The sequence below is a fragment of the Heyndrickxia sp. FW510-T9 genome (assembly GCF_058781025.1).
The window spans coordinates 1-6,146 of record NZ_JBYSWK010000094.1; the positions used below are offsets into that span (position 1 = coordinate 1).

Annotated in this window: 7 protein-coding genes; 4 read left to right on the top strand and 3 right to left on the bottom strand. The window is 33.2% G+C overall.

From position 1 onward, the window contains the following. Positions 1 to 181: 181 nt before the first annotated feature. A complete protein-coding gene (locus tag AC3WJF_RS22820) occupies positions 182 to 700 on the bottom strand; it encodes an acyl-CoA thioesterase (RefSeq protein WP_492456357.1) in 519 nt (172 codons plus the stop codon). Positions 701 to 831: 131 nt separating this feature from the next. On the opposite strand from AC3WJF_RS22820, the gene AC3WJF_RS22825 reads away from it, so the two are divergent. Together AC3WJF_RS22825 and AC3WJF_RS22830 are read left to right on the top strand one after the other, a co-directional pair. After that, positions 832 to 1,560, top strand: a complete 729-nt coding sequence (locus AC3WJF_RS22825) for an alpha/beta fold hydrolase (RefSeq protein WP_492456359.1) — start codon at positions 832 to 834, stop codon at positions 1,558 to 1,560. A gap of 140 nt (positions 1,561 to 1,700) precedes the next feature. After that, positions 1,701 to 2,642 carry a hypothetical protein gene (locus tag AC3WJF_RS22830; RefSeq protein ID WP_492456360.1) on the top strand — a complete coding sequence of 314 codons (942 nt, stop codon included), beginning with the start codon at positions 1,701 to 1,703 and terminating at the stop codon, positions 2,640 to 2,642. Positions 2,643 to 2,710: 68 nt separating this feature from the next. Here AC3WJF_RS22830 and AC3WJF_RS22835 read toward each other — a convergent pair whose 3' ends face one another. After that, positions 2,711 to 3,160 carry a DinB family protein gene (locus AC3WJF_RS22835; protein WP_492456362.1) on the bottom strand — a complete coding sequence of 150 codons (450 nt, stop codon included), beginning with the start codon at positions 3,158 to 3,160 and terminating at the stop codon, positions 2,711 to 2,713. Between the two features lie 90 nt (positions 3,161 to 3,250). After that, positions 3,251 to 3,799 (bottom strand): GNAT family N-acetyltransferase, encoded by a 549-nt coding sequence (locus tag AC3WJF_RS22840; protein WP_492456364.1) that lies wholly within the window; start codon positions 3,797 to 3,799, stop codon positions 3,251 to 3,253. Positions 3,800 to 4,067: 268 nt separating this feature from the next. On the opposite strand from AC3WJF_RS22840, the gene AC3WJF_RS22845 reads away from it, so the two are divergent. Both AC3WJF_RS22845 and AC3WJF_RS22850 read left to right on the top strand, forming a co-directional pair. After that, on the top strand, positions 4,068 to 4,310 hold the full coding sequence (locus tag AC3WJF_RS22845) for a hypothetical protein (protein ID WP_492456365.1): 243 nt from the start codon (positions 4,068 to 4,070) through the stop codon (positions 4,308 to 4,310). Between the two features lie 24 nt (positions 4,311 to 4,334). Next, the gene (locus AC3WJF_RS22850) at positions 4,335 to 5,330 is read left to right on the top strand and encodes a hypothetical protein (protein WP_492456367.1); all 996 of its coding nucleotides are present in this window, start codon (positions 4,335 to 4,337) and stop codon (positions 5,328 to 5,330) included. The last annotated feature ends 816 nt before the right edge of the window (positions 5,331 to 6,146 follow it).

Genomic DNA, 6,146 nt, shown 5'->3' on the forward strand with positions numbered 1-6,146 from the left:
ATGGTAATTATGGGTTGATAAAAGAAAATCTGCTTCCGATTTAAAAAGTGAACTTTCCAAAAAAATATCCAAACGACATTGAAATCTATTATTTCTCCACGCTAACTTAAATACTTATGATGAGCTTTTTTATTTCATTCTTTTTCATTGGAAATTAATAAATTTCTGATATTATTCTATTTTAATGTTCCCAAGGTCGACGGGTTCCTAGTAGATCAGCTAGTTGTTTACTATTTGAACGCCGTAGTTTTCGGGCAGCAGCTCTTTCTGCAGCACCTTCATGAAGATAAATCTCTTCTTTCGTTTCAGGGACAACTTTTACTACATTTGTTGGTTTCCCATCTTCTCCAAGTGCTACAAACGTCAAAAAAGAAGTAGCACAAACAATACGTTCACCTGTTAATAGATCTTCTGCAATAATTTTCACAAATACCTCCATGGAAGTATTATGTGTCCACGTGACAAATGCTTCAAGTGAAACCTCATTATCTACTTTAACAGGTTGCAAAAAGTCAACTGAATCAGTAGATGCAGTAACTACTTGACCTCTTGCATGTTTCATTGCGGAAAGGGCCGCAACATCATCAATGTGAGCCATTAGCTTACCGCCAAATAAAGTGTTGTGATTATTTGTATCCGGTGGCAAGACATGACTAGACTTGAAGGTTTTTGTATCTTTCACATAACGGATTTCATTCATTAGCTAGAATCCTCCTTAGTAATACACTGTTTTACATAATTCGTATTCTCGAAGCAATTAAAAATATCCTTTTTTTAAAAAAATTTAATTGTTATGATAATAATCTATTAATAAAACAAAGGGGGATGAAAATGGTTGAAAAGGTTATTGAAGTAGATAATGCAATACTTTGGACTGATAAAAGGGGAAATGGAAATGTTCCAGCTATATTAATAAGTGGTGGACCTGGAACCTGTAATTATATGGAGCCAGTATCTAATCTTATTGAGAATTTTTGTGAGGTTATTATGTTTGACCCTAGAGGCTGCGGACGTTCTAGTTATGATTTGGATGGATACGATTTACAAACGTGTATCGAAGATCTGGAGAGTATTCGTCAAGCATACGGTTATAAAAAATGGATGGTTATTGGGCACTCATGGGGGGCTGATTTGGGATTAGCATATTCTCTTTTATACCCAGATTCTTTATTAGGATTTGTATCTATTTCCGGAACTGGAATCCAAAATGATAGAGATTGGAAGAATATTTATAATCAAAATAAAGCAGAGAAAGGTGAAAAGTTACCTGAATTTGAATATCCTTACAATAAGATTGTTCACCGTTCTTTAATTGATTCATGGCGTTCATTTATTAAAAGTCCATCATTACTACAAGATATTTCACAGATAGATCTTCCTTCCTTATTTATTTTTGCAGAAAAGGATATGCGACCATCGTGGCCGATCCAACAAATCTCAAATCTTATTAAACATTCTAATTATATAGAGTTAAAAGATGTAGAACATTATATGTGGTTGGATAAGGAGAATGAATTGGGGAATGTTCTAAGTGAATTTATAAATAACTTTTTGGAATAAAAAATAGTAACTTTGATTAGATGAAAAAAGAAAAACTTTGAAATGCAAAAAAATTAGCATTGAAAATAATTTCGAAGTATTTAGAAACCAAAACAAAATGATATCCGTATAAATAATTGTGTAACTGAAGGAGGGGGACTATGTACGAAGAGCTAAATGAACAGCTTGTACGCATTAAAGGGAATCTGAAAAAGAAACAGGTATGGGAAAAACAAGTAACTGAATACCAAAAGGAATTAACGGAATTAAGGAATACCATTTCACAATTAGAAAATAAATTGAATGAAGACAAAATGGATATACAAAAGCTAGAAACTATTAGTATAACGAATTTATTTGTGACAGTTCTAGGAAAAAAAGAAGATCGGCTAGATAAAGATAAACAAGACATCGTTAAGATTCAGTTGCAATTAGATGCTGCTACGAAATCGAAAAACGATATTGTTCATGAGTTAGATGATTTACAAACTAAGTTAGCTGAAGTGCAAGATTCTGAGTATGAATACGAACAAATATTATTTAAAAAGGAAAGTTTAATTAAGGATAGCCAGTCTCCATATTCTATAGAACTATATAATCTAAGCCATCAAGAAGCAGATATTAACGCCTATTTAGTTGAATTAACTGAAGCAGTGGATGCGGGAGAAGAAGTTTATAACGCATTATGTAACGCTGTTCATTCATTGGAGAAAGCACAGAACTGGGGAACATATGACATGCTTGGTGGTGGTCTCATCGCTACTTCAGTCAAACATAATCATCTAGACAGTGCAAAGGAATTTGTGAATGAAGCTCAATCAAAGATGCGGAAATTTCAAAAGGAATTATCAGATGTCGATGAAATGACGGATGTTCATATCGATATATCTGATATGCTCAAGTTTGCAGATTTCTTCTTCGATGGTTTAATAGTAGATTGGATGGTTCAAGGTAAAATAAATCATGCCTTAAAACAGGCGGAAGATCAGCAATACAAAATAAAAAGCATATTGGAACAATTAAAAAGGAAAGTGAAAGAAAATCAAGGGAATTTAGCAAATGTTAAAAAGACTCGGAAGGAACTTGTAGAGAGTTTATCATAACAGAAAATAAAAAACTGCTTTGTCACTAACAAGCAGTTTTTTTACATTGAATTTTGTAACGAATGCGCCTAATTCTGTATCAATTTTTTCATCGCTTTCATCTGACCTAAATGGTCAGCTTCATGATAAAGCATGAATGCAAATAAATCGCTAAATGTTTCAATGTTTCCAAATGGAAATTTAAAAGGAAGTGGTCTAGCAAAAAAATCTTCAGAAAGCGCTTGAATTCTGGAAGATTGTTCCTCTAACTGTTGAATTAATAATTCAACAGTTGGGATATCACCTTTCCAATCTGCTGGTATTGAGCCCATTGCAAACCATTCATTATAGGTAGCAGGTAAGTTTGCGGACAATTTGGGATAGCCAAACATAAAGCTTTCTGCAGTCACAAGGACATGACCGATATGCCAGTGGATGGTATTATTAAAACCATTTGGCTGAACTTCAGCTGTTTTTTCATCTATGCCTTTAAGGAATTTTAAAAGCATATTTCTTGTAATCTGAAATTGTTTCATCATTCATGATCCCTCCTTCTTAAAGAATACGAGAATTCCCCTTTAAAGTAAAAGAAAAAATCACAAATGAACCATATGAATAAATGTCATAAATTATGTTCTTGAATAGCCTTTTTTATGAAATTCCGTTATGTGATTAAAAAGCTCTTTTCCATTAGGTACATGTAATAATGGCTTCAGCGAGTAAAACATAGCGCGATATTTTTCAGGTACCCAAATATAAGAGTGAGCATAATCAGTTAGCTGAAAACTGCATTTTATCCAAAATTGACATCTTTTTTCATTTATTTTGGATTTTTCAGCTTCCACTTCTACAATTACAAGAGATTGCTTTCCGCTTTCTTGGCACCATTCTTTTATGTATTCGACCATCATTTTTCCAATGCCATGGTTTTGAAATCCTTTTTTTACAGCTAGATAATCAAGTATTAAAACATCTGGGTCCGCTACTTTACCAGATAGCGCCATAGCAACTAATTCGTTTTCAATATACCCTAAATGTAAATAGCACATGTTCATGTAAAACATTTTTTGAATAATGGAGCGTTTTTTTCGGCTATGTTCCGGAAATGCTTGTTCATAAATTTTTTCCGCTTCAATCCATATAGATTCATTCCATTTATACAGGGTCTGAAATTCCATATCCTAATTCCTCCATAGGTAGTTTTTGTTACGATACTGCATCATAGACATTTTATCAATTATGGCAGCTTGAAATTCATCATTACAGGATTTAATCTTGATTGGTAGTAAAAAGATTATTGTGACAAAGGAATTTGAAGATGAGCTATCGAATCTTATTAATAGATTTATTGTAAAAAAAATCGTTTTCATTTCAATTTAATATTTATATGGTATATTAGTAATAGTTTTTTTACTCATAGGAATATATTGGAGGAGATGGATTGCTTTGCTACCGAACTTTCCTTTTATATTAGGGCATGTATCTGCAATACCACATACGGAAAATATCTATCAATTGTGGCTGATATTATTTTGTGATCTTTATTTGGTGATATCTGGAGCTATTTTTGTGTATCAATTATTTAAAGTGAAAACGACACGTAAAACAGCTATTAATTTTGGTATAGCTCTATTGGTTAGCTGTATTCTTGTTATTGTGTTTGGAAGTGCATGGGATTTACTTGGATAATGTGAGATAGGGAGGTTCATAGATTTGAAATTTTATCGATTATGGGTACTTGCATTTTTTCTGAAATTTGCTGGATCTGCTTGGGATGCTTCTTACCATTTCAAATATTTATTCGAAAAATATTCAGTTCCGCATATCGTTAATTTTATGGGATTTGCATTAGGGGCTTACCTATTGTTTTTAGAGTGGAGAAAGCCTAAATATATGGATGCCTTTTCAAGAAATTTAACGACCATTGGCTATGTAATTTTTCTAGTAGGAATACCATTAGATTTTAGCTATCATATTAAATTTGGAATAGATTTAACGACATGGAGCCCTACTCATTTCATTTATTATATAGGCACTGGTATTATGATTGTTGGTGCATGGAGAGCCTATTATATTTACACACATGATATAAAACCATCATGGAAGTCGATTCATACTTGGTTTGCGATGTTTATGTTAGAATGTCTCGTCTTTCCGAACATGCAGCAGGAAAATGGTGCTATATCATATGATCAATATATTCATGGACATTCGATTGCAACGAAGGAAATATTAGTTTTAATAAAAGATCCTGCATCGCAAATTTTCGGAGGGGTACCACAATGGATATACCCAACTTATTCTGTATTAGTAGTATCATTATTAACACTTGTTGTTATCCGCTTATTTAAGGATCGCGGAATACCATTTGCAGCTGCAGCTCTTTACATTTTATGTAGATTTGTTGGAAAAACAGCCTTTTTTGCTGTTCATTATCCAACATCCTATGTTCCGATAACTTTTATATTTATTCCGCTTTTATATTTATTAATAAAAAAACAAACATGGCTTGCAGGATTATTGGGGAGTATATTTTATTTCCTAAGTATATATTTCATTTATAAATCCGGAGTACTTATTACTCCACCAATGAATATTTGGTATATTGTACCAGTAGCATTAATTGGGGTTGCACTTGCGGTTATTATTCCAATGATTAAAAAAGAAAAAACCATTCAACAAGATTATCAAAATGTGGCAAGATTATAATCTACTTGTCTAATGTGAGCAATCATGTTATATTTATTTAGCGATGAGCTATTTGCATAAGTCGAAGGTACAAGCTTAAGTGCTAACGTATGAATGTGGTCATACGACACTTCGCCGCAATACGCAAGGAAAGACGCCTGACGAATTTCAGGCGTCTTTTATTTTTTTCTATATTTTTGAAAAAAAAATACCGGCATTTCAGCCGGCAAAGATTAGGTATATATAAAAGGGGGGGTGCTGCTTGTCCTTGCAACAATTATATCTTACATAAGGTTCACTAGATTCTAATGAAATAAAGATTATATTTGGATTAGAATTACTTAATGGATATTTAATATAAATGAAAACGAATTTGATTATCTAAACATAATGCAGTTGAAAATAGGTGACCTTTTTTCAACTGCATTATGTTTTGTGAAAACCTGATCTCTTTTGGAGATCAGGTTTTTTTATGGTTTTTGTAATGAGGATAATGTGATAGTGGGAAGGATTCTGTAGTTCACATAAAAAGGGGAATGGGTCACATTAGTTGGAAAGCAGGGCACATAGAACAGCAAACGTGGCACATGAAATTGGATTGGGGGAGCGAAAGGAATGGTAGGGCACATAAAAAGGAGAATAGGTCACATTAGATGGAAAGCAGGGTACATAGAACAGCAAATGGGTCACAATAAATTGGAAGGGCACATAAAAAGGAGAACGGGTCACATTAGATGGAGAGCAGGGCACATAGAACAGCAAACGGGTCACAATAAATTGGATTTGGGGAGCGAAAAAATTGGAAGGGCACATAAAAAGGAGAATGGGTCACATTAG